Annotated in this window: 21 protein-coding genes and 1 pseudogene; 12 read left to right on the top strand and 10 right to left on the bottom strand. The window is 71.1% G+C overall.

Translation table 11 applies throughout. The features are described from left to right. The first annotated feature begins 43 nt into the window (after window positions 1-43). Together ACFYXE_RS30680 and ACFYXE_RS30675 are read left to right on the top strand one after the other, a co-directional pair. A complete protein-coding gene (locus ACFYXE_RS30680; protein ID WP_389318138.1) occupies window positions 44-1225 on the top strand; it encodes an Ig-like domain-containing protein in 1182 nt (393 codons plus the stop codon). A 116-nt stretch (window positions 1226-1341) separates the two neighbouring features. Next, on the top strand, window positions 1342-2943 hold the full coding sequence (locus ACFYXE_RS30675) for an alpha/beta fold hydrolase (RefSeq protein ID WP_361168019.1): 1602 nt from the start codon (window positions 1342-1344) through the stop codon (window positions 2941-2943). Window positions 2944-2978: 35 nt separating this feature from the next. On the opposite strand, the gene ACFYXE_RS30670 is transcribed toward ACFYXE_RS30675, so the two are convergent. The 5 genes from ACFYXE_RS30670 to ACFYXE_RS30650 all read right to left on the bottom strand — a co-directional run bounded on the left by ACFYXE_RS30670 (window position 2979) and on the right by ACFYXE_RS30650 (window position 6748). After that, window positions 2979-3848, bottom strand: coding sequence for an amino acid ABC transporter permease (locus ACFYXE_RS30670; RefSeq protein WP_389318135.1), 870 nt, complete (start codon window positions 3846-3848; stop codon window positions 2979-2981). Next, window positions 3845-4489, bottom strand: coding sequence for an amino acid ABC transporter permease (locus tag ACFYXE_RS30665; RefSeq protein ID WP_361168013.1), 645 nt, complete (start codon window positions 4487-4489; stop codon window positions 3845-3847). The genes ACFYXE_RS30670 and ACFYXE_RS30665 overlap by 4 nt, the downstream gene beginning before the upstream one ends. A 9-nt stretch (window positions 4490-4498) precedes the next feature. Next, window positions 4499-5416 (bottom strand): glutamate ABC transporter substrate-binding protein, encoded by a 918-nt coding sequence (locus ACFYXE_RS30660; RefSeq protein ID WP_389318191.1) that lies wholly within the window; start codon window positions 5414-5416, stop codon window positions 4499-4501. Between the two features lie 29 nt (window positions 5417-5445). Beyond that, window positions 5446-6189, bottom strand: coding sequence for an amino acid ABC transporter ATP-binding protein (locus ACFYXE_RS30655; RefSeq protein WP_389318132.1), 744 nt, complete (start codon window positions 6187-6189; stop codon window positions 5446-5448). 115 nt (window positions 6190-6304) lie between these two features. Continuing rightward, window positions 6305-6748 carry a DUF6278 family protein gene (locus tag ACFYXE_RS30650; protein ID WP_389318130.1) on the bottom strand — a complete coding sequence of 148 codons (444 nt, stop codon included), beginning with the start codon at window positions 6746-6748 and terminating at the stop codon, window positions 6305-6307. Window positions 6749-7233: 485 nt separating this feature from the next. Here ACFYXE_RS30650 and ACFYXE_RS30645 point away from each other — a divergent pair, with 485 nt between their 5' ends. The 5 genes from ACFYXE_RS30645 to ACFYXE_RS30625 all read left to right on the top strand — a co-directional run bounded on the left by ACFYXE_RS30645 (window position 7234) and on the right by ACFYXE_RS30625 (window position 12383). Then, a complete protein-coding gene (locus ACFYXE_RS30645) occupies window positions 7234-7878 on the top strand; it encodes a PRC-barrel domain-containing protein (RefSeq protein WP_361168004.1) in 645 nt (214 codons plus the stop codon). After that, a complete protein-coding gene (locus ACFYXE_RS30640; protein WP_389318127.1) occupies window positions 7875-8318 on the top strand; it encodes a hypothetical protein in 444 nt (147 codons plus the stop codon). Before ACFYXE_RS30645 ends, ACFYXE_RS30640 begins: the two co-directional genes overlap by 4 nt. A gap of 169 nt (window positions 8319-8487) precedes the next feature. Further along, a complete protein-coding gene (locus tag ACFYXE_RS30635; protein WP_389318125.1) occupies window positions 8488-9765 on the top strand; it encodes a sensor histidine kinase in 1278 nt (425 codons plus the stop codon). Next, a complete protein-coding gene (locus ACFYXE_RS30630) occupies window positions 9762-10421 on the top strand; it encodes a response regulator (protein ID WP_389318123.1) in 660 nt (219 codons plus the stop codon). The genes ACFYXE_RS30635 and ACFYXE_RS30630 overlap by 4 nt, the downstream gene beginning before the upstream one ends. 192 nt (window positions 10422-10613) lie before the next feature. Next, window positions 10614-12383 (top strand): SGNH/GDSL hydrolase family protein, encoded by a 1770-nt coding sequence (locus tag ACFYXE_RS30625; protein WP_389318121.1) that lies wholly within the window; start codon window positions 10614-10616, stop codon window positions 12381-12383. Between the two features lie 33 nt (window positions 12384-12416). Here the strand turns inward: ACFYXE_RS30625 and ACFYXE_RS30620 are convergent, their stop codons facing one another. Genes ACFYXE_RS30620 through pcaC form a run of 3 tightly spaced genes read right to left on the bottom strand, consistent with a single transcriptional unit; the run spans window position 12417 to window position 15213 of the window. After that, window positions 12417-13196 carry an exodeoxyribonuclease III gene (locus tag ACFYXE_RS30620; protein WP_361167990.1) on the bottom strand — a complete coding sequence of 260 codons (780 nt, stop codon included), beginning with the start codon at window positions 13194-13196 and terminating at the stop codon, window positions 12417-12419. Window positions 13197-13226: 30 nt separating this feature from the next. After that, window positions 13227-13859 (bottom strand): MBL fold metallo-hydrolase, encoded by a 633-nt coding sequence (locus ACFYXE_RS30615; RefSeq protein ID WP_361168046.1) that lies wholly within the window; start codon window positions 13857-13859, stop codon window positions 13227-13229. A 55-nt stretch (window positions 13860-13914) separates the two neighbouring features. Continuing rightward, window positions 13915-15213: a 4-carboxymuconolactone decarboxylase gene (pcaC, locus tag ACFYXE_RS30610; RefSeq protein WP_389318118.1), complete on the bottom strand. Its 1299-nt coding sequence runs from the start codon at window positions 15211-15213 to the stop codon at window positions 13915-13917. A 415-nt stretch (window positions 15214-15628) separates the two neighbouring features. Here pcaC and ACFYXE_RS30605 point away from each other — a divergent pair, with 415 nt between their 5' ends. Then, a complete protein-coding gene (locus ACFYXE_RS30605) occupies window positions 15629-15949 on the top strand; it encodes an AIM24 family protein (protein ID WP_389318116.1) in 321 nt (106 codons plus the stop codon). Window positions 15950-16002: 53 nt separating this feature from the next. Here ACFYXE_RS30605 and ACFYXE_RS30600 read toward each other — a convergent pair whose 3' ends face one another. Beyond that, the gene (locus tag ACFYXE_RS30600; RefSeq protein WP_389318114.1) at window positions 16003-16650 is read right to left on the bottom strand and encodes a TetR/AcrR family transcriptional regulator; all 648 of its coding nucleotides are present in this window, start codon (window positions 16648-16650) and stop codon (window positions 16003-16005) included. 149 nt (window positions 16651-16799) lie between these two features. Here ACFYXE_RS30600 and ACFYXE_RS30595 point away from each other — a divergent pair, with 149 nt between their 5' ends. Together ACFYXE_RS30595 and ACFYXE_RS30590 are read left to right on the top strand one after the other, a co-directional pair. Further along, window positions 16800-17558, top strand: a complete 759-nt coding sequence (locus tag ACFYXE_RS30595) for an SDR family NAD(P)-dependent oxidoreductase (RefSeq protein WP_389318112.1) — start codon at window positions 16800-16802, stop codon at window positions 17556-17558. 186 nt (window positions 17559-17744) lie between these two features. Next, window positions 17745-18242 (top strand): hypothetical protein, encoded by a 498-nt coding sequence (locus ACFYXE_RS30590; protein ID WP_389318110.1) that lies wholly within the window; start codon window positions 17745-17747, stop codon window positions 18240-18242. Window positions 18243-19408: 1166 nt separating this feature from the next. Here ACFYXE_RS30590 and ACFYXE_RS30585 read toward each other — a convergent pair. Continuing rightward, window positions 19409-19558 (bottom strand): annotated as a pseudogene (locus ACFYXE_RS30585) (AAA family ATPase); the annotation flags it as partial. 347 nt (window positions 19559-19905) lie between these two features. On the opposite strand from ACFYXE_RS30585, the gene ACFYXE_RS30580 reads away from it, so the two are divergent. Continuing rightward, window positions 19906-20028: a tryptorubin family RiPP precursor gene (locus ACFYXE_RS30580; protein ID WP_389318108.1), complete on the top strand. Its 123-nt coding sequence runs from the start codon at window positions 19906-19908 to the stop codon at window positions 20026-20028. 133 nt (window positions 20029-20161) lie between these two features. Further along, the gene (locus ACFYXE_RS30575) at window positions 20162-21214 is read left to right on the top strand and encodes a cytochrome P450 (protein WP_389318106.1); all 1053 of its coding nucleotides are present in this window, start codon (window positions 20162-20164) and stop codon (window positions 21212-21214) included. Window positions 21215-21645: the final 431 nt, after the last annotated feature.

Here is a 21645-nt window from a genome sequence, read left to right as displayed (position 1 = left end):
CCCCTCTCTCCGTGCAGTCCACATTCGCACGGAGGTACGTTCCTTGACCCCGCAGAGCTCTTCGAGCCGCCGACGCCCCCTTCGCACCCGCCACGCGGCGACCGCGGGCCTCGCGGTGCTGGCCGCCGCACTGACCGCCTGTTCGGGCGGCGGCGCGTCCGGCGCCGACAAGGCCGCCGAGAAGCCGGAGATCTCGGTGAACCTCTCGGGACAGCAGGCGAGGGCGGGCGAGCCCGTGAAGGTGAGCCTGGCCGACGGGAAGCTCAAGCAGGTCACCGTCGCCGACGCCAAGGGCGGCAAGCTGTCCGGCAAGGTGTCGGCGAACGGCTCGACCTGGACCTCGCAGCGCAAGGCCGCCCCCGGCACCTCCTACGAGGTCGAGGCGGTCACGGACCAGGGCGGCAGCGCGAAGGCCTCCTTCAAGACGGCCGCGCCCGACCAGGTCAACAAGGTGACGCTCACCCCGGGCAAGAGCAGCACGGTCGGCATCGGCCAGCCCCTGTCGATCACCTTCGACCACCCGGTGAAGAACAAGGCCGCCGTCGAGAAGCAGCTCAAGGTGACGACGTCGAACGGCACGACGGGCTCCTGGGGCTGGATCAAGAACTACGACGGCAAGGACCGCGTCGACTGGCGCCCCAAGGAGTACTGGAAGTCCGGCACCAAGGTGAAGCTGGACGCCCGTCTGAACGGCATCGACTCCGGCGGCGGCTGGTTCGTCCGCGACTACGCGACCGGCTTCACCGTCGGCCGGAGCCAGATCGTCAAGGTGAACCTGGACACCAAGACGGCCACCCTGCTGCGCGACGGCAAGGCGGTCAGGTCGCTGCCGATGTCGGCCGGCACGCCCGGCGGCGAGAAGGCCTCCTGGGGCGGCACCTCCGTCCTGATGTCGAAGGAGGGCACGATCAACATGCGCTCCGAGACGGTGGGCCTGGGCGACTCCTACGACAAGATGGTCGACTACTCGATGCGCCTGACCTGGTCGGGCATGTACGCGCACGCGGCCCCCTGGAACGCCTCGTACTTCGGGAACACCAACCACAGCTCGGGCTGCGTCGGCATGAGCGACGGCGACGCGGGCTGGCTCTACGGCCAGGCCCAGATCGGCGACCCCTTCGAGGTGACCGGCAGCGGCTCGAAGGGCGCCCCGGACCCGGGCAACGGCTACGGCGAGTGGAACATCTCCTGGTCCGACTGGCAGGCCAAGAGCGCGCTGCGGTAGTCGCCCACCCTCCACCTATCGTTACCCGGGCGTAACTTACCGACGGGTTACCCCCGGTAAGGGATCACGGTTACCGTCGGGTCACTTTGCACTTTCAACGAGTGAGGAAGTGACCCGTGAGAGCTCCGCACCCGCACCGGACCCTGCGTACGACCACCGCGGGCGCCGTCTGTTCGACCCTGGTCGCCGGCGCCGCCCTCGGTCTCGCCCCGGCGGCGCAGGCGGCTCCGGCCGCCGCGCCGCCGGCCGCGAGCTCCACCGACGTGCGCTTCGTCGACATCCCCGGCGACGGCGGCACCGTCCTGAAGGCCAACGTCTTCACCCCCAAGGACGCGAGGCCCGGGGCCGGCTACCCCTCGATCGTGCTGCCCACCAGCTGGGCCGTGCCCCAGATCGAGTACGTCGCCCAGGCCCAGAAGCTCGCCGACTCGGGCTATGTCGTGGTGAGTTACAACTCCCGCGGCTTCTGGCAGTCCGGCGGCGAGATCGAGACCGCGGGCCCCGAGGACATCGCCGACGCCTCCAAGGTCATCGACTGGACCCTGGCGAACACCCCGGCCGACCCGGCGAAGGTCGGCATGGCGGGCGTCTCGTACGGCGCGGGCATCAGCCTGCTCGCCGCCGGGCACGACAAGCGGATCAAGGCGGTCGCCGCCCTGAGCGGCTGGGCCGACCTCATCGACTCGATCTACAGCGGGCGCACCCAGCACGCCCAGGCCGCGGCCCTGCTCGGCGGCGCAGGCGCGCTCACCGGACGGCCGAGCGCCGAACTCCGGCAGACCCTCGAGGACTTCCTCGGGTCCAACCTGGACAAGGAGGACGAGATGATCGCCTGGGGCGCCAAGCGCTCCCCCGCGACCTATCTCGACAAGATCAACGACAACGGCGCGGCCATCATGCTGGGCAATGCCTGGGGCGACACGCTCTTCCCGCCCAACCAGTACGCCGGGTTCTACGAGCGGCTGACCGGCCCCAAGCGCCTGGAGTTCCGCCCCGGCGACCACGCGACGGCGGAGGCGACCGGCCTGCTCGGGCTGCCCAACGACACCTGGACCTCGACCCGCCGGTGGTTCGACCACTACCTCAAGGGCACGGACAACGGCATCGACAAGGAGCAGCCGGTCCAGCTCAAGTCCCGTTCGGACGGCGGCTACGAGGGCTACCCGGACTGGAAGTCGGTGGGCCCCACCCGCAAGAAGATCGCCATGGCGGGCTCCACCACGATCCGCACGAACGTCGACTCGGGCGCCAACGGCGGCATCGCCATCCTCTCCAACGCCCTCGACCAGTTCCTGAAGATCCCGCCGATGGCCTCGGTGCCGCTGCTGCCGCGCCGCTACACGGGCGTGTGGGAGTCGGAGCGGTACGCGAGCACCCAGCGGGTGCGCGGGACGGCGAAGCTGCACACCACGCTCACCAGCACCAAGGAGAGCGGCACCCTCGTCGCGTACCTCTACGACGTGGGCCCGCTCGGCCTCGGCAAGCTGGTCAGCAACGCGCCGTACACCTTCCACGGCAAGACGCCCGGAAAGCCGTTCGGCGTGGACCTGGAGCTGTTCTCCACGGCCTACGACGTACCGGCAGGACACAAGCTCGCCCTGGTCGTCGACACGGTCGACCCGCTCTACATCGAGCACAACCCGACCGGCGCGCAGCTGACCTTCTCCTCGCCGGAGGCGGACCCGTCGTACGTGTCCGTTCCCCTGCGCGAGCAGTGATCACCGGCTGCTGCCGGGTGGGTCTGGCCCATCAGCTACTGCGCACCCGGCAGCAGCGTCCCTGGTTCGGCCGGGGCGATGTCCGCGGCCTCGGTCTTCGGGTTGCGCCGCTGACGCTTCGACACCCACTGGGCGAACCACGACAGCAACATGCACATCCCGATGTAGATCGGTGAGATCACCATGACCACGGGGATGAAGGGCAAATCGTAGTCGAGATTCGACGCGATGAGCTTCCCGGCATGGAGGAACTCCTCGTAGGTGATCAGATAGCCGAGCGAGGTGTCCTTCAGGGCCACCACCAACTGGCTGATGATGGCGGGCAACATGGCACGCACGGCCTGCGGTACGAGGACGTGTCCCATGACCTGTGTCTTGCGCATTCCGAGCGCGTAGGCCGCCTCCCGCTGCCCCCTCTCCACGGAGTTGACGCCGGATCGGAAGACCTCGGCGAGTACGGAGCCGTTGTAGAGCGTGAGCCCGGCGACGAGCGCGGGCAGCGGCTGGACCTTCAGCGCCACGAAGACGAAGAAGATCATCACCAGGACGGGCATCGCCCGGAAGAACTCCACGAGGAGCGTGGCCAGCCAGCGCACCGGACGGTGGTCGGAGAGCCGCCCCATCGCGAGCAGGCCGCCGAGGGCGAGCGCGAGGACCGCGGAGATCGCGAAGGCCTTCAGCGTGTTGCCGAGGCCGCGCAGCAGCAGTTCCTGGATGCCCTTGTACTCGAAGGGCGTCCACTTGGTCGCCGTGAACTGGTCGGTGTCGAAGAGCAGATACAGGATCCACGCGACGAGTCCGAGCACGACCAGCGTGGAGAGCACCCCGTACAGCTTGTGGCGGCGCACGGTCCGCGGGCCCGGGACGTCGTAGAGGGCGGTGGAATCGTGGGAGAGGGCTTTCATCGGGCGACTCCCCAGCGCTTTTCGAGGACATTGAAGATCGCGCTGATGGCGAGGGTGATGATGAGGTAGCCGAGGGCGATCCAGACGAACGTCCAGATGATGTTGTAGCCCAGCTCGCTGAGCGTCTTGTAGGTGCCCAGCAGCTCGGTGACGCTGAACGCGCCCGCGATCGCCGAGTTCTTGGCGAGCGCGATGAGGTTGGAGCCGACCGGCGCGATCACGGAACGGAAGGCCTGCGGCAGCACGACCATGGACAGGGTCTGGCCGAAGCTCATGCCGAGGCTCCTGGCCGCCTCGCCCTGCCCCTTGGGCACGGTGTTGATGCCCGACCTGAGCGCCTCGCAGATGAAGGCGGAGGTGTAGCAGCCGAGCGCGAGCACCGCGAACACCTTGAAGGGCAGCACCAGGCCGAAGCGCGGCAGGCCGAGCAGCACCGCGAAGAACAGCAGCGTCAGCGGGGTGTTGCGCAGGACCGTCACCCACACGGTGCCGAAGACCCGGAAGGACCCGACGGGTGCCACCCGGAACGACGCCATGACGAACCCGAGCACGAGGGCGAGGATCGAGGCGTAGACGGTGAGTTCGACGGTGCCGAGGAAGCCCTCGCCGAACGTGGAGAAGTTGTCTGTCAGTACGTCCACGACGCCTCCTCAGCTCGCCGGGTAGCGGTCGATGGCGGGCGGCCGCGGCGCCGGGACCCCGGACAGGCCCAGGGTGGCGTCGTAGGCCTTCTTCCAGTCGCCGTCCTTCTCGCCCGCCGCGAGGGCGTCGTCGATCGCGAACCGCAGGGCGTTGTCGTTCCGGGGTACGCCGATGCCGTACGGCTCCTTCGAGAAGGGCTTGCCGACCACCTTGAGCTCGTCGGGCACCTTGGCCGCGTAGCCGATCAGGATGGCGTCGTCGGTGGTGACCGCGTCGACCTGGTAGGTCAGCAGGTTGTCGACGCAGACCGAGTAGGTGTCGTAGGCGACGAGGGTGGCCTTCGGGTAGTCCTGCTGGATCCGCTGGTAGGGGGTGGATCCGGCGGCCGAGCAGACGCGCTTGCCGGCCAGGTCCTGCGGGCCCTTGATGTCGTCCTCGTCGCTGCGCACCAGCAGCCCCTGGCCCGCCATGTAGTAGGGCCCGGCGAAGCCGACGAGCTTCTTGCGGTTGTCGTTGATGGTGTACGTGCCGACGTAGTAGTCGATCTGCCCGTTCTGCAGGGCGGTCTCGCGGTTCGCCGACGCGATCGTCTTGAACTCGATCCGCCCGGGGTCCAGGCCGAGCGAGGCCGAGACCATCTTGGCGATCTCGATGTCGAAGCCGGAGTAGGCCCCGGTCGCCGGGTCCTTCTCGCCGAGGTAGGGCTGGTCCTCCTTGGCGCCGACGACGAAACGGCCGCGGCTCTTCGCCTTGCGCCAGGTCCGCGAGTCGGGCAGCTGGAAGCCGGTCACCACCCGGTACTTGGGCAGTTCGTCGGCGGCGGGCCCCTTGGTCGGCGGGCTGCCCTCCTTGCCGCACGCGGCGGCGGCGCAGGCGGCGAGGAGGAGCGCGGCGAGCAGGCGGGTCGTCCGCACGGTGTGGCGCATGGTGTGTCGCTTCACGAGCACGCCCCCCGTCAGTGCTTGAGGATCTTGGAGAGGAAGTCCCGGGCGCGCTCGCTCTCCGGGTGGGTGAAGAAGTCCTCCGGGGCCCGGTCCTCGACGATGCGTCCGTCGGCCATGAAGACGACCCGGTTGGCGGCGAAGCGGGCGAAGCCCATCTCATGGGTGACGACGACCATCGTCATGCCGTCCCTCGCGAGCTGCTGCATGACCTCCAGGACCTCGTTGATCATCTCGGGGTCGAGGGCCGAGGTCGGCTCGTCGAAGAGCAGCGCCTTGGGGTCCATGGCCAGGGCGCGGGCGATGGCCACGCGCTGCTGCTGGCCGCCGGAGAGCTGTGCGGGGTACTTGTCGGCGTGCGCGGACAGGCCGACGCGCTCCAGAAGTTCCCGGGAGCGCTGCTCCGCCTCGTCCTTCTTGCGGCCCCGCACCTTGACCTGCGCCAGCGAGACGTTCTGGAGAACGGTCTTGTGCGCGAAGAGGTTGAAGGACTGGAAGACCATGCCGACCTCGGCGCGGAGCCGCGCGAGGGCCTTCCCCTCGTCGGGCAGCGGTTGCCCGTCGAGTCTGATCTCTCCCGACTGGATGGTCTCGAGTCGGTTGATCGTGCGGCACAGTGTCGATTTGCCCGACCCCGACGGGCCGATGACCACGACCACCTCCCCCTTGCCGACGGTGAGGTCGACGTCCTGGAGGACGTGCAACTCTCCGTAGTACTTGTTCACATCACGCAGCTCGATCAAAGGATCGACGGCCATGGCAAGACCTGCCCACTCTCAGCTGTGTACGTCCGCGCAAACTATCCACGCAAAAACGGGACTTACTGGACGACACGCACTTATGGGCATTAACCGTATTTGAAGAATCCGGCGATCAGGCCTCCGACGCCTCCGCGTGGACCTGGGACAGCTCGGGCGCGCCCTGCACCGCCCAGTCGAGTCCCGCCTCGACGACCTGGATGTCCCGGCCGGTCTTCAGCCGGACGACCGGACTGCCGCCGGGCCACACGTGCCAGGTCGCGCCCGGCACCGTGCGCACCACGACGGTGCCGAGGTACAGGCCCGCGTCGTTGCCGAGCCAGGGCAGCATCTCGGGGTCGTCGCGCCAGAGCGGGAGGAGCTGGTCGAGGGCGGCCAACGAGGCCGGGGAGTCGTCGAGTTCGAGTCCGGCGGCGCTCGCCTGGGAGCGCAGCAGCTCGCACTCCGAGAACAGTTCGGCGACACCCTCCGGATCCTGCTCGAACGCGGCCGCGAGCCCGTGGGCCCGGTCCGTCCCGGCGTGCCGCCTGCGCCACTTGTCGAGGAACGGGATGTTCATGGTCGGCCTCTCCGTCGCGCGGCGCCGCCGGATGCGCGGCCTGGCGCTGATTCCGTATGTCCAAGAATGTATCTTGCATCAGTTGATCACGGAATCAGCCGAATCACGCGGTAGGCGACCCCGAAGGCGGAGCGCGCACGCGTCGGTGCTTGTCCTCCCTCGCCCCTCCCCCGGCACGGACGGCCGCACTCCCGTTCCGGCGCCCGCCTCAACTCCTCGCCTGTGTCGCGCTGTTCGCACCGCCCGGCAGGTGACTGCGACCCGCGACGGGGTATCCGTCAAGACCTGAGCGGTCGGCCCGTCCGCTCGTGCTGCGGGCCCGTTCGGTCCGGGAGGTGGACGATGGTGTGGTGGGTGTGGTTGGTGGCCGTGGTCGTCGTGTTGGGTCTGCTGGTCGGCGCGGTGGCCGGCGTCCAGGCCCGGCGGCGCAGCGGCGGTGTGATCGTGGTGCGGCGGGGCCGGCGGCCCGGGCGGGGGAAGGTGCGATGACGGCGCCGCTCCCGGTCCTGATGGCGGCCGGTGACCTCACCAAGCGGCCGGTGGTCACGCTGGCAGGCGAGGCGGTCGGCCAGGTCAAGGATGTCGTGCTCGACGGGGCGGGCGGCCGCATCGCCGGGTTCACGCTGGCCGGGCGGCGACTGCTGTCCGGTCCGCTGCGCAAGAGCCTGCCGTGGACGGCGGTGCACGCCCTGGGCGCGGACGCCGTGATGATCACCTCGGCCGACGCGCTGGAGGACAAGTCCGCCGTCGCCTCCTGGGAGGAGGCCTCCGGCGGTCTGGTGCGCGGCGCGCGGGTGCTGACCGACCAGGGAGTGCAGGTGGGTTCCGTGCTCGACGTGGTGGTCGAGGCGGGCCGCGAGGGGCGGGTGGTCGGCGTGGAGATGTCCTCGACCGAGGCGCTGGGCCGGCACGAGCGCAAGGTGTTCCTGCCGCTGGGCAGCCGGGCCGCGATGACCGGCGACACGCTGATCGTCCCCGCGCAGGAGACCGCGCACGCCGTCGAGGAACTCGGCGAACTGGCCGCGGTGGTGTGGCGGCAACGGCTCGGCGCCACGGGCGGTCCGCCCGCCGACCCGGTCCCGGGGCCGGGCCGGGGCACCGGCGCCGTCGGTGAGGAGCGGACCTCATGATGCTGCTCAGCCAGACCGTGGGACGGCCGGTCGTCAGCGCCGCGGACGCCGCGCAGGTCGGCACCGTCGCCGGGCTCGTCGTCGAGCCCGACGGTGCCCTGATCACCGCCCTCAGGCTGGACGGCGTGAAGGACGGCGGTGACGTGGTCGCCTGGACGGACGTGCACGCGGTGGGACCCGACGCGGTCGTCGTCGGCACGACCGGGGTCGCCCGGTTCGCCTCCGCGGACTCCGCCGACCGCCAGAACCTGCTCGGCAAGCGCCTGTTGACGGAGCTCGGCGACGAGGCGGGCACCCTCGCCGACGTCGCCTTCGACCCGGAGTCCGGCCGCATCGACACCCTGCACAGCTCACGGGGCGAACGCATCCCGGGCGTCCGGCTGCTCGGGGTCGGCGCGTACGCGGTGGTGGTCGGGGTCGGCGGTGAGAAGAGCCTCTGAGGTTCGAACCACTGAGCGCGCCGGTCGCCGGACCGGCGCGCGCCGCTGCCGGTCCGGCTCACGAGCCTGCCGGTAGACCTGCTGACGGGCCTGCTGACGAACACTGTCGACCCTGGTCGTACACCCGTGGTCGATTCCCTGTACGAGTCCCGCTGGTTACGATCACCGCATGTCCACCACCCCGCCGGTCACCCGGCTCCGGCACGCGCCGCCCGGCGCCTGGGCCGCCGCGGCCTGGTGCCTGGGCACGATGTCGGGCGCGCGTGCCTACTACGGCGTCTCCTGGCTGCCGACCAGCACGCAGCCGGGGCCCGCGCCCTGGGAGTGGCTGGTCGTCGCGGTCGCCCTGGGCGCGGCGCTGTCCGTCGTACGGCTGCTGGCCCGGCGTCCGCTGGTGTCCCTGGGCCTGCTGATCGGCGCGTCGTACGCGGCGACGCTCGCGATAGACTCGACGAACCTCGGCTTCCTGCACTACGCGGCGGTGGACATCGCCATGGGGTTCGTCGTGGCGACCGGGGCGCGCCCGGCCCGCACCACCGCCGTCGTCCTCGCCCTGTGCGTGCTGCCCGGTTACGCCCTGCTGCGGCTCGCGCTCGGGCTCCCGCTCCGGCTCGACCACACCGTCACCTCCAGCTGGTCGGACTGGCAGACCGTGGCCCTGGCGGCCGCCGTCGCCTGGCTGGCCGGCAACTCGGTGCGGCAGGCCCGCGCGTACGCCGAGCGGCTCGGCGCGCAGGCCGCGGCGCAGGCCGTCACCGCCGAACGGCTGCGCATCGCCCGGGAGATGCACGACACGGTGGCGCACAGCATCGGCATCATCGCGCTGCAGGCGGGCGCCGCGGCCCGGGTCGTGGAGACCCAGCCCGCCGGGGCGCGCGAGGCGATGATCGCGGTGGAGCGGGCGGGCCGCGAGACGCTGGCCGGGCTGCGCCGCATGCTGGGCGCGCTGCGCGCGAGCGAGGCGGGCGGGGCGGGCGGGGACGGGGACGGCGGCCGGGAGAAGGCGCCGACGGGTCCGGCCGAGGGCCTCGCGGACGTGGACCGGCTCGCCGCCGCGACGACGGCCGCCGGGGTGCGGGTGGACGTGGTGTGGCGCGGCGAACGACGGCCGCTGCCCCCGGACATCGACCTGTCCGCGTTCCGCATCGTCCAGGAGTCCGTCACCAACGTGGTGCGGCACGCGGGCGCCCCGACCTGCCGGGTGTCCGTGGACTACCGCGAAGAGGAGATCGTGATCGAGATCGAGGACACCGGCCCGGCCGGCGGGGCATCCGCCCACGGCACGGCACCCCGTACGGGCAAGGGCCCCGGCACCGGGTACGGCCTGGTCGGCATGCGCGAGCGAGTCGCCCTGCTGCACGGCGAGTTCAGTGCCGCGCCCCGCCCCGGGGGCGGCTTCCTGGTCGCCGCCCGGCTGCCGGTCCCGGTGACGGCGGGTGCCCGATGACGATCCGCGTGCTGCTCGTCGACGACCAGCCCCTGGTCCGTACCGCCCTGAGCATGGTCATCACCGAGGCACCGGACATCGAGGTCGCGGGCGAGGCGTCCACGGGCGACGAGGCGGTCGCGCGCTGCGCCGAACTGCGCCCGGACGTCGTGGTGATGGACATCCGGATGCCCGGCATGGACGGCATCGAGGCCACCCGGCGGATCACCTCGGGGCCGACGCCCGCGCACGTGGTCGTCCTGACCACGTTCGACGACGACGATTACGTGTACGGGGCGCTGCGCGCCGGTGCCGCCGGCTTTCTCGTCAAGGACATGGCGCTGGACGACATCCTGGCCGCGGTGCGGGTCGTCGCGACCGGCGACGGCCTGATCGCGCCGAGCGTCACCCGGCGGCTGATCAAGGAGTTCGCCGGCCGCCCGGCCGCCGCGCCGTCGCGCGGGACGCCGATCGAGGGCATCACGGAGCGCGAGCGCGAGGTGCTGACCCTGGTGGGCCGCGGCCTGTCGAACACCGAGATAGCCGAGGAGCTCTGCCTCAGCGTCGCCACCGCGAAGACCTATCTGACCCGGCTGCTCGCCAAGCTCGGCGCCCGGGACCGGGTGCAGCTGGTCATCCTCGCGTACGAGAAGGGGCTGGTGTCGGCGGACCGCTGACGGACCGTCGGGGCGCCGGCCCGGTGATGTGCCCGGCGAGTTCGCGCCGTGTTCACGCGTCCCTCATTGACTCGCCTCCGCCGCCTCCTTAGCTTCATGGCGCATCCGTCATCCGTCATCCGTCATCCGTCATCACTCGTCACACGTCGCCCGCGGCTCCGTCGACGGGCCGTCATCCACGGGAGGTCCGTCGTGCGCCGACGCAGTTGGGGGGCGGCCGTCGTGCTCGCCCTGTTCACGGGTGTCGTGCCGGTGGCATCGGCGCGGGCCGCGCCGCACGCGCCGGTGCCGCTCCCCCTGGTCCGGCACTTCGACAACCGCGCGGTCAGCGACGACGCCCGTCCCGGCGCCGCGGACTTCGACGGTTCGGGTGGCTCGCTGTCCGCCCGGGACCTGGCGGCCGCGGGCTGGACGCCCGGGCGGACCCTGGCCGTGGACGGGGCGCGCCTCACATGGCCGCGCGGCAAGCCGGGCGCGCCGGACAACGTGCGGGCCGACGGCCAGTCGGTGCGGGTGCACGGCCGCGGGAACGCCCTGGCCTTCCTGGTCGCGGGCACCGGCGGCGAGGCGAGCGGTACGGGCACGGTCCGCTACCGCGACGGTTCGCGCGGCACCTACCGGCTGACCGCGCCCGACTGGCGCTCGGGGCCGCTCGCCACGAAGTCGGTGGCGCTGCCGCACATCAACACGCCGGGCGGCCAACTCGCCGAGCAGGCGCGGCTGTACACGGTGACGGTGCCGCTGGCCCGGGGCCGCGAGGTCGCCTCGGTGACCCTGCCGCGCGACCCGGGCGCCCCGGATCTGCATGTGTTCGCCCTGTCGGTGCGGGCCGGGTCACCGGGCTGGACGGGCACCTGGTCCGCGTCGACCGCCGGGTACACGGCGGTGGGGCCCTGGGCCGACCGGTCCGTGCGGCTGGTCGTGCACACCAGCAGGGGCGGGCCACGGGTGCGGATCCGCCTGGACAACACCTTCGCGGCGGCGCCCGTGCGGATCGGCGGGGCGACGGTGGCGGTGCAGGAGGCCGGGGCGGAGGCGCGCGGCACGCCGCGGCGGCTGTCGTTCGGGGGCTCCGCGGGCACCGAGATCCCGGCGGGCGCCCAGGCCTTCAGCGATCCGCTCGGCTTCGCCGTGCCCGCCGAAGCGAACCTCCTGGTGAGCTTCCACCTGCCCGGCCCGGTGACGACGGCGCCCGTGCACAGCCAGGCCATCCAGCGCTCGTACGTCAGCGGCCCCGGCGACCACACGGCGGACGCCTCCCCGGCGGCGTACACCTCGTCGATCACCACGTGGCCGCTGCTGACCGGCGTCGACGTGAGCGGCGGGCCGGGGTCGGTGGTGCTGCTCGGCGACTCGATCACCGACGGCGTGCGGTCCACGCAGGACGCGAACCACCGCTGGCCCGACGTCCTCGCGAACCGGCTCCTGAACCAGTCCGACGTACCGCGCTTCGGCGTGCTCAATCAAGGCATCTCCGCGAACCGCGTGGTCGCCGACCGTTATCCCGGCGACGGCGTCTCCACCGACACGGGCGGGGTGAGCGCCCTGCACCGCCTCGACCGGGACGTCCTCGCCCAGACGTCGGCGCGTACCGTCGTCGTCTTCGAGGGGATCAACGACGTGCGCTGGGGGGCGTCGGCGGGCGAGGTGATCGCGGGGCTGCGGGAGATCGCGGACCGCTCGCACGCGCGCGGGCTGCGGGCCGTGGCGGCGACGATCGCGCCGTGCGAGGGCGAGGCGCTCTGCACGGCGGCGGCCGACCAGCAGCGGCAGGCCGTGAACGCGTATCTGCGCACGGGCGGGGACTTCGACGCCGTCCTCGACTTCGACGCGGTGCTGCGGGACCCCGCGCACCCGGCGCGGCTCCTGCCCGCCTACGACAGCGGGGACCACCTGCACCCGGGCGACGCGGGGCTCGCGGCGCTCGCGGGCTCGGTGGACCTGCGCGAGCTGGTGCCCTGAGGCGGGCGGTGGGCCCGCCCGCCCCGGCGTGCCTCAGACGTCCAGGTCCACCACGACGGGCGCATGGTCCGACGCGCCCTTGCCCTTGCGCTCCTCACGGTCCACGTACGCGTCGGAGACGGCCTTGGCGAAGGGCTCGTTCCCGTACACGAGGTCGATGCGCATGCCCCGGTTCTTCGGGAAGCCGAGCTGGCGGTAGTCCCAGTACGTGAACGGGTGGTCGTACTTGAGGGGGCGCGGGACGACGTCCGTCAGGCCCGTCTCGCGCAGGGCCGCGAGGGCCGCGCGCTCGGCGGGGGTGACGTGCGTGGCGCCCTCGAAGAGCGCGGGGTCCCAGACGTCGTCGTCGGTCGGCGCGACGTTGAAGTCGCCGAGGACGGCGAAGGGCCGGGGGCCCGCGGCGTCCTCGGCGACGGCCGCCTTCAGGGCCTCGAACCACTGGAGCTTGTAGGCGTAGTGGGCGTGGTCCACCTCGCGGCCGTTCGGCACGTACACCGACCAGACGCGGACCGGGCCGCAGGTCGCGGAGATGGCGCGGGGCTCGTCCACGCCGTCGTACCCGGGGCCGCCCGGCAGGCCCGTCACGACGTCGTCGAGGCCGGCCTTGGAGACCAGCGCGACGCCGTTCCACCGACCTGTCGCGTTCACCACCGACTCGTATCCCAGCTCGCGGAGCTCGGCGGCGGGGAACTGCTCGGCCGTCGTCTTGGTCTCCTGGATGCACAGCACGTCCGTGCCGGTGCTCTCCAGCCAGGCCAGCAGCCTCGGCAGACGGGCGGTGATCGAGTTCACGTTCCAGGTCGCAATGCGCATGCCCCACAACCTACCGGGCGGCACCGACAGTCACAGGCCGGCCGACTCCCCCGGCGTCAGGCGCAGGTGTTCCGCCCCGCCCAGGGAGCCGATCTGGCTGTCGTAGACGGGCCGGGCGAGGTCGGTCAGGAGCGCGTCATGGATGTCGTAGGCGCGCCGCGGCCGCACCTCGCGGACGTACTCGATCACTTCGGAGATCTTGTTCCAGGGCGCCATGACGGGCAGCATCAGCGTGTCGACGGGCTGGTCGGGGACGGTCAGCGCGTCGCCGGGGTGGAAGACCGAGCCGTCCACCAGGTAGCCGACGTTGGTGATCCGCGGGATGTCCGGGTGGATGACGGCGTGCAGCTCGCCGTGCACCTGGACGTCGAAGCCGGCGGCCGTGAAGGTGTCGCCGTGCCCGACGGTGTGCACGCGCCCGGGGAAGGCCGCCGAGATCTGCTCCGCGACGGACCTGAGGGTCCAGATCTCGGCTCCGGGACGGGCCTCCAGGGCGGCCCGCAGCCGGTCCTCGTTGAAGTGGTCCGGGTGTTCGTGGGTGACGAGGATCGCGTCGGCGCCGAGCGCGGCGTCCTCCTCGCTGAAGCCGCCCGGGTCGACGACGAGCGTGCGCCCGTCCTTTTCGAGGCGCACGCACGCGTGGGACTTCTTCGTGAAGGTGATGTTCCGGGCGGGCCCGGCCTGGGTGTCGGGAGAAGTGGTCATGTCTCCCATCCTGCTACTCCTGCGGCGTGGTTTCCTCACGGATCACGGCCTGGGCGATCTTGAAGGCGGAGTTCGCCGCGGGCACGCCGCAGTAGACGGCGGCCTGGAGCAGGACCTCCTTGATCTCTGCAGGGGTGAGGCCGTTGCGCAGCGCGGCCCTGGTGTGGAAGGCCAGCTCGTCGAGGTGGCCGCCCGCCACCAGCGCGGTGAGCGTGACGCAGCTGCGGGAGCGGCGGTCCAGACCCGGCCGGTTCCAGACCTCGCCCCAGGCGTAGCGGGTGACGAGCTCCTGGAAGTCGCCGGAGAAGTCGTCGGCGGAGGCGAGCACCCGGTCGACGTGCGCGTCGCCGAGGACCTCGCGGCGGACCTTCATGCCCGCCTCGTACAGGTCGGCCCCCGCGGTGCCCGGCACGGCCGGGGGCTGCTCCATGGGAGCTATCTCGGCGAGCGGCGACAGGGCGGGCGGGGCGAGGACGGGCTTGACCGGGACCGCGCCGAGCGCCGACTGGCCAGCCATGGTGTCCGTCGCGTTCTGCCAAGCGGTGGAGAAGTGGCGTACGAGGAGGTCGGTGACCGCGGCGGGCTGCTCGACCGGTGCGAGGTGCGAGGCGCCGGGCACGACGGCGAGCCGGGCGTCGGGGATGCCCGCGACGAGCGTGCGGGCCTCGCCCTGCCCGGTGACCTGGTCCTCGGAGCCGACGAGCACCAGGGTCGGCACGCCGATCCTGCCCAGCTCGGCGCGGACGTCGAAGGCGGCGAGCGCCTCGCAGGCGGCGATGTAGCACCCCGGGTCGGTGGTGCGCACCATCTGCACGGCCCAGTCGGTGATGGCGGGCTGGGCCGCGGCGAAGCCGGGCGTGAACCAGCGCTCGGGGGCGGAGCGCGCGATGGGGTCGAGGCCGTTGCTGCGCACGATCACGCCCCGCTGACGGAATTCGTCGGCGGTGCCGAACCGCGGCGACGCGGCGATCAGCGCGAGTGAGGCGACGCGCTGCGGGTGGCGCAGCGCGAGCTCGGCCCCTATGGCGCCGCCGAAGGCGCAGCCCGCGTACCCGAAGCGCTGGACGCCGGCCTCGTCGAGGGTCGCGAGCAGCCGGTCCACGAGCTCGCCGACCGAGCCGCAGGGGTGCGCGGGGGCGCCGCCGTGGCCGGGCATGTCGAAGCGGAACACCCGCCAGTGCCGGATCAGGTCGGGTATCTGCCGGTCCCACATGTGCCAGGTCGTCCCCAGCGAGGCACCCAGGATCAGGACGGGGGCGTCCTCTGGCCCGTCAAAGCGGTATTGCAGGGTGTCCTTCGGTGTCTCACTCACCCGCCCGACCCTCTCATCAGTCACAAAAAGTCACATCGTCGGGGTGAACCTAGCGGGTCCTTGCTCCCTCGTGCCGCGGGGCCGGGATCGCCCTTGGGTATCCAAGCACATGCTCTCCGGCCTGCACTGGTGACCGCGTCAGCTGTGGGCCCTCCAGGGGCGCGCCCTCTTCAGGTCCCAACCGGCATGACCTCCCCCGTAGAGCACGGCTTCCAGGATGACTCAGATGACGCACCGAGCGAGGTGACACGGACAAGGCGCGGCGCGATCGGCCCGAAAACGTTCCACAATCTCCCCACCGGCATCTCGAACACCACATCATGAACAAGATCTGTCCTCACTGGGTGGACGACTTTGCCGCAGCAGGGCGTCGGCAACTTCCTGCACGCGCCGTGACCGTGAGGGGCTGACCCTGATGACGGTGAGCGGCGAGGGCGAGGCGCGGTTCGCGTCCGACGCCGCGCACTGTCTCCTCGTCGACGTGGACGACAGCCATGGGTTCACCGTCAAGGCCGCGGGCATGGCGGGCGGAGGTCTGTTCAACTGCACCTTCTTCGGTACCGGGCGCCTCGCGCTGACCAGCACCGGGGTACCGCTGGTCCTGCCGGTCACCGCGCAGGCGCCCGTCTACGTGGACACTGATGCCGTCGTCGCCTGGAGCCCGCAGCTGAAGCTGGAGGGCGACGGCACCGTGGTGGTCAACCCCGGCGAGCCAAAGCCCGCCTCCACGTCCTGACATTCAAAACCCGGGCGAGTGTCGGCCGCGCCCATTCAGCGGCGCCGGAGCTTTCAGGAGTGCTGCGGTTGGTCGGCGCCGCGTCCGTAGCGGGCGAGCATCGTCGTGACCGCCTCGTCGACGGCGTGGCCGACGTCGGCCGGCGCGGGGCTCCAGTCGGCGAGCAGCATGCGCGGCCACAGGACGTAGTTGGCGATCATGCCGAGGAACTGGTTGGTGGCGCTCTCCGCGTCCGGTACCACCGCGGTGCCCGCGGCGTGCTGGGCCTCCAAGTAGTGCTGGACGGAGACGAAGTAGGGAAGCTTGCCCAGTTCGAACTGAGCCCGTCCCAGTTCCGGGAACCGCGGCAGTTCGGCGATGACGATACGGAAGAGGGCCGCCATCGCGGGCCTGCCGATCAGGTCGGCGTACTGGAAGCCGATCGCGCTCAGGCCGGTACGCAGGTCACCGGGCTGCGTCGCGGGGGCCGCCGGGTCCGGGCCGCCCTTCCAGTACTCGGTGACGATGGCCTCGAAGAGCGCGGCCTTGGTGGGGAATTGCTTGAACAGCGTGGACTTCGAGACGGCTGCTTCCTGCGCGATCTTCGCCAGCGAGGTGCCGTCATAGCCCCGTTCCAGGAACAGCCTGGTGGCCGCTGCGGTGATCGCCTCCCGCTTGCGCCGGGCGAGTTGCTGGTGGTGCTCGGAGAGTCCTGCGGTCATGGCGCCAGTATGACTCATGGCGAGGCGAGTCACTTGACTCGCCACTCCATGGATGGTTTCGTGACCGAGGAGGCGAGTCACACGACTCGCCTCTGACCGACGGGGCGGTCCCCCGTCGGCGCCAACCGTTCCTGCGGGGAGAAGCACTCATGGAGTCAGGCAAGATCGCAATGGTGACCGGCGGCAATCGCGGGCTGGGCCGGGCCACGGCTCAGGCGCTGGCCCGGCACGGGCTGCGCGTCATCGTCACCTACCGCGGCGACGCACAGCAGGCCGAGGAGACGGTCAGAAGCGTCCAGGAAGCGGGTGTCGAGGCCGCCGCACTGCGGCTGGACATCAGCGATGTGGGCTCCTTTCCCGCCTTCGCCTCCCGCCTGGCCGCGCAACTCGGGCACTGGGGCGCCACACGGCTGGATGTCCTGATCAACAATGCCGGGATCGGGCTGTTCGGACCGTTGGAAGCTGTCACGGTCGACGACTTCGACGCGGTGATGGACACCAACGTGCGCGGGACGTTCTTCCTCATCCAGGCACTTGCGCCCCTGCTGGCCGACGGAGGGCGGATCATCAACGTCTCCTCCTCTCTCAGCCGCCACACCAGCGCCGGCACCTCGGTCTACTCGGCGTCCAAGGCGGCGGTCGACGTCCTCAGCCGGACCCTGGCCATCGAGTTGGGGGCGCGCAAGATCCGCGTGAACGCCATCGCCCCGGGGCCGACCGCCACCGACTTCAACGGCGGTGCCATGCGCGACGACGCACAGGTGCGCGAGGGCCTGGGCGCGCAGACCGCGCTCGGCCGCGTCGGTGAACCACAGGAGATCGGCGACGCGATCGCCGCGCTCGCCTCCGAGGACCTGCGATGGGTCACCGCCCAGCGCCTCGAGGTATCCGGCGGTGCCCTCCTGTAGGGCCTGTAGGGCCCCGCCCGCACGGTGCACCTCGCCTCTGCTGGCGGAACCTGCGAATACGGGACTGGCTTTGTTAACGAGAACCGGTTCTGGTCCAACTTCTGTGGAGCTCTCAGGCTCTGTAACCTGCCGGGACTGGATGGCCCTTCGCGACTCGTTGACAGACCTGTTTGGGATCATGCCCACATGGACTTCGACCTCGCCCCACCGGCCGGCGTTGGCCCGTTGCGGATCGGTATGACTCGGCACGCGGCCAGCACGGCACTGGACTCGCTCCGCGACCTCTCTGCGGTCTCGGAGTCTGATCGGCCGGGGCAGCAGGTCTTCCGTCCCAGCGGACTGATGATCAGCATCCACTGCATGCGAGACATGCTTGAAGCCATCGAGTGGGGAAGGCCGTCGTCCCAGACGGACCGAGTGTTGTTTCAGGGTGTGGACGTGTTCGCGCTTCCGGCCCGCGAGGTTGTCCAGCGCATGGGCGAGTTCACCTCGATTGAGGAAGATCCTGACGACGATGCGTCATTCATTGCCCCGGACTTGCTGCTGAGCTTCTGGCGTCCGTTCGCGGCCGACGATGAGCCCGAGGAAGAGCAGGGCTACCACTTCAGCTCGGTCCTGCTGGCACGGCCTGGCTACTACGACACCCCTGCTCAGGCTGCGGAGCGACTCCAGCCGAGCTCCTGACGGGCCCGTCAGGACGCCAGCAGGACTCATTTCCGCAAGAGGTCGAAGCCGGCTCGGTCGTACCTCTGACGCTTGATCATTGTGATCCGGTTGACGTGGCCTTCGACGACGCCGGAGCTCCACGGCAGTGTGAGGCCGGCGGTGACAGCTACGAGATCGCGTTCGAGGCCGTTGACAAGGTGTGGAGGCTGGGCAGGTCGTCGGCGCGGACCGCCTTGATCCATTGCGGGAGCTGGTCGCCCTGGAGGCGGGTGAGAATCTTCCCGAACGCGCGGACATGCCCCGTGAGGGCAGCCAGTTCGGGGCAGCCGGCGAGGACGGCTTTGAGCTGCGGCCGCGGACTTGCGGTCCACCTCCGCCTGCGCGGAGAGCACAAGACGATGCGCTTTGAGCAGCTGACCTCGGCCGCACTGACCTCGCCGCGGGCCTGTCGCTTTGCGCCTGCCAGAACGACGACGTCTCGGCCAAGGACAGCTCGTCCGCCGGCTCCTCCGCGTCGGTACCTTCCCCGGTCTCCTCACCGTCGGCCTCGTCGCCATCGAACAGCGGGAGCTCCAGCGGCACCCAGCCACCGTCTCCCGCCCCGTGCACCACGCCAAACAGCTTCTGATAGGCCGCTGTATGGCACAGCGCGGCTTCCGCTACGAGGCCTCTCCCCCTACAGCCACAGCTCCGGAAGATGCCGCTTCAGACGCGGCCTATTTCGGCCTCGAGACCCTCACACCGCCGCAACCGCCCAACTCCCAGGCTGCGCAGCCCTCGGAGCGACCACACAGCAAAAGCTTCGGCCAGGCACTCTACGGAGATCCCCGGCGCAGGATCTCCGCGAGCCACCTGGAGATCAGCGTGAATCGGCCCGCCACCGGCTGCGTTGCCGACGCCGAGAAGCGCCTCCTGGGCGAAGGGGGTCGCGATGCCAGCTCGCCCTACGGCTGCGGCTCGATGAAGGCGAACGCGACTCCCTGCACGCACTGGCCAAGGACCCCGCGTTTCGCACCGCGACGTCACGCTGGCGCGCCTGCATGAATGAAGCAGGCTTCACCGCCGCGAAAGACCCCCAACAGCTCGTCTCCTCTCTGTCCCCGAAAACAACCCTGGCCAAGCAGCCCACGGCCCGCGGCCCGCGCCGATGTGACCTGTGTCTGATCGAGGTGGCTCCCGGGCAAGCCGAGCTCGTCGAGGCAGAGCAGGTCGACCCACCCACTGCGGGCGATCGCCTTGCTCAGCTGCTTCGCGTCGGCAGCTTCGGCCAGCTCGTACACCAGCTTCGTCGCCAGGACGTACTTGACCCGGTGGGCAGCCATCGCGGCCTCGGTGGCCTCCACTTGGCGCCGACACCGATCTGGCTGTAGCGGTCGATCCGCAGAGAGAAGAGCCGGCCCGTCTCGAAGGGCTCCTGCGGCAGCGGCGCCCGCAACGGCTGATCGGCCGCGAGCGGAACGGACAGCTGCTCGGCGCCCTCTTCCAGAGTGGGCCGAGGCGCCCCGGGACCAGCCGCGCCCCACGCGCTGACGTTCCGCTGACGTTCCGCTGACGCACGCTGTCGCGCATCAGCTCCGACCGACTCCGGATATACCCGGCATGGCATATCACCTGCGCGTTTATCAGGTATTGATTGGACACAGAGACGCTCCGCAGGTCCCCGTCCGGCCCGGACCGACATATGGTCCGGCGCGGACTCCACGGAAATGACGGAGGTATCCCCATGAAGGCGGTCCGTTCCCTCAAGAAGAAGATCACCGGCGAAAAGAGCCTCAAGTCCTACGCCTGGTACATCTGGTACTAGAACGGCCGGCCAGGCACCGCGCGCATCCCGCGCGGATGCCCGGCCCTCAAGGACGCAACGCGCCGTCGAGGCCCGCGTCCGGTGTGCCCCACGGGCCCGCCGGGCACGGGCCTCCCGCTCTGGGAGATCCCCGATGTCCATATCCGGTACCGACCGGCTCGCGCGGACGACCGTCTTCACGCCGCGCCTCGACGCCCTGCTGCGCGACCACTGCGGCCAGGACCTGTTCCGCCTGGACGACGACACCGTCGGCGTCGCCGGGCCGGCCCTGACCGACCAGATCCTCGCCGCGCGTCTGGCCACCGACCGCGAACGCCCCACCTTCAAGCCTCTGCAGGGGCGTTCCATCCCGCGCACCGAAGCGTCCACCATCATGCAGGCCATCGGCCGCGACGTACGGGCGGCCCTCAAGAAGCCCGTGCCGGGCGACGTCGACCTCTCGGGAGAGTGGCCCCACGTCGGCCACGTGTACCTGCGCGACCTGATCCTCGGCGCCGACCCTTACCGGCTGCGCATCCTCATGGACCGCACCCTGGAGCTGACTCCCAAGCTCACCTGGACAGTCATCGCCGCCGGCGCGGCCCTGCCCGGCAGGCGGCACCACGACGCACCCGTCAGCAGCATCGCGGGCCTGACCGCGAAGGCCGCCACCTACGGCGACCGCCGCTACGCCATGGGCCTGTACCGGCGCGCCGCCGCCCCGGTCTGCTTCACCATCTCCACGCTCGTCGCCAACGCGTACTGGCTCGGGGCGCCGTTCGACGAGGACACCCCCAACGAGCACATCCTGTACGAGGCCATGCGGCTGCTGCCGCCCTCCTGGAACCTCCTGCGCAACGCGTCCCCCGAGTATTGCGCCCTCGACGACCGCATCGGCACGGCCGACGACATCCTGATCCTGCCGCTGCTCAGCCACCGCGACCCCGGACTCTGGGACGACCCCGACGACTTCCGCGCCGGACGCTGGGCCGACCTCGACCCCGACGACCACCCCGGCTACCTACCCTTCGGCCACGCCTCCGAACGCTGCTGGGGGCGTCACATGGTGATGCCGCTTGCCGGGATGCTCCTCGACATCCTGCGCGCCGACGGGGCGAGGGTCGACCCGCGGCAGACCACCGCGAAGGTGCCGCTCGCAGGGCTGCTCGGCGTCGACAAGGTGCGGCTCGTACGCCAGCCGCGCTGACGGGGGCCTCAGCCGGCCGCCGAGTGGCCGGGACTTCCTGCACCGTGGCCTGGTTACCCGAACTGGGCAACCAGGCCGCCGGAAGCGGATACCAGCAGATCATGTCCCAGTATCCAAGCAACGGGAGAGGCCCGCTCCCCGGCCTCCTCAGGCGCAGCCAGTGGTTCCGCCGACCGGCTGTCGGCCAGTGGCCGGTCGGCGCCCAACTGCCGCGGGTGCCAACGACACCACCTCACCGGCCGAACCCCGGGGAGCTTCCGTGTCCGTGGTCCACGGGACGGCCACCCAACCGCATGCGGCATGGCGGGGGGGGGGGGGGGGCGGGGGGGGGGGGCGCCCCCCCCGCCCCCCGGGGGGGGGGGGGCGGGGCGGGGGGGGCGGGGGGGGGGGGGGGGGGGGGGGGGGGGGGGGCGCCGGCGGGGGTGGGGCGG

Source organism: Streptomyces sp. NPDC002564 (assembly GCF_042889645.1).
Classification (GTDB): Bacteria; Actinomycetota; Actinomycetes; order Streptomycetales; family Streptomycetaceae; genus Streptomyces.
This window is presented reverse-complemented; position numbering and strand designations above follow the sequence as displayed.